A 1,690-nucleotide genomic window follows, 5' to 3' on the forward strand; every position below is an offset into this window, starting at 1 on the left:
CGCGCTGCGTCCGGGCCCGCACGATCTCCACGTCGCGCTCGTCCTCCCGCGCGCGCGTCCGGCCGGGCCCCTCCGCGTGACCGTCACGGCCGACGCGATCGCGCGCCGCCGCCCCGTGGACAGGTCGGGACGGCCGCCGAAGGACTCCGACATGCGCCGCTCGTACGACGCGCGCATCGCGTGGCTGCGGGCGCGCGTCGCCGCCGCGGACGCGATCGCGCCCCTGGTCGCGGAGCTCGCCGGGGTCGCGTCCCGCGCGGACGCCGTGGCCCGGATCCGCGCGCTGCTCGAGGTCGACGAGGAGCACGCCCAGCTCCTGCTGCACACGCAGCTGCAGGACCTCCTGCGCTACTCGGCGGAGGCGACCCGGCGGGAGGTCGCCGAGCCGTGCTGCGGCGAGACGAGCTCGGGCCGGAGCCCCCGGCGGACCCGGATCCGGCCTAGGGCGTCGGGGTGGGCGTGTCCGTCGGGGTCGGCTCCGGCGTCGCGAGGAGCGTCGGATCCGCGAACGGCACCAGCGTGCGGAGCGCCGCCGACCGCAGCGCCCGGTCGTCCATGGCCGCGACCCGCTCCGCGGCCGCCGCGCCCACCTCGGCCATGAGGACGGGCTCGCCGGAGATCGGCATCAGGTTGTACCAGCGCGTGAAGCTTCCGCCGGCGTCGTAGGAGGTCCAGACGGTGGCCGTCGTCGACCAGAACGGCTCCTCGAAGCGCAGCCAGACGCGGTCGACCCGGCCGGGTCCGAGCGCGGCGATGGACGTGGTGACGGACGCGGGCAGCTCCGGGTCGAAGACGATGGCACCCTCCTGCAGCACGCCGAGCGGCACGGTCACGACGACGCGGTCGACCGAGAGCGACTCGCCGGATCCGAGCCGGAGTCCTACGCGGCCGTTGCCGTACGTGATGCGCGTGACGGTGGACTCGCGGAGGACGTCGATCTCCTGATCGCGCAGGAGGTGCTGCACGAGGCCCGCGAAGCCCCCCGTGACGGCGACGTTGCCGACGGGAGCCGGCTCGTCGAGGCCGCGGGCGGCGGAGAGCTCGTCGAGCGCGGCGCCGTGCGCGATGGCGACGTCGGTCGCGAGGAAGGCGCTGAACCGCGCCGCCGGTGACGAGGCGCCCTCGGCCATCGGGTCGGTGCGGAGGAGGTCGAGGTCGGCCGTCGAGGTGAGCGCCGCCGCGAGCGTCCGATCCGTCGGCTGCGCCCTGGCCCACGCGACCGCGGCCGCGATGGCGTCGGATGCCGCGCTCGACCCCGCCTCGAGCACCTGCCCGTCGGGCCCGCGCTCCTCCGCGATGAGCGCGAGCCCGTAGCGGGCGATGCCGGCCGCCTCGACGGCGTCGCGCAGCAGGTGGTCGCCGTCGGCGGCGATCCAGAGGGCGCCGAGCTCCGCGGGGTGCGGCCAGTCGGTGCCGCCGACCGCGCGGATCCGCCCGCCGAGCTCCGCGCGCGCCTCCACGAGGACGACGTCGTGCCCGGCGTCGCGGAGGGCGCGAGCGGCGGCCGTGCCCGCGATGCCCGCTCCGACGACCGCGACGCGCTCGGATCCGGCGCCCGCGCGGTCCACCTCACCCGCAGCCCGGAGCCCGGACGCGTAGGCGCCCGCGACCGTGCCGGGGCGGTCGGCGCTCGTGGCCTCGCCGGCGAAGAACACGCGGTCCTGGACGGGCCGGGCGAGCGCCTCGCGGT

At 77.5% G+C, this 1,690-nt stretch carries 1 protein-coding gene; it reads right to left on the reverse strand.

Translation table 11 applies throughout. From position 1 onward, the window contains the following. Positions 1-440 precede the first annotated feature (440 nt). A partial coding sequence (locus tag DZG00_RS15240) for a flavin monoamine oxidase family protein (RefSeq protein WP_119455808.1) occupies positions 441-1,690 on the reverse strand: 1,250 nt, incomplete at its 5' end.

Source organism: Clavibacter lycopersici (genome assembly GCF_003576405.1).
GTDB lineage: Bacteria > Actinomycetota > Actinomycetes > Actinomycetales > Microbacteriaceae > Clavibacter > Clavibacter lycopersici.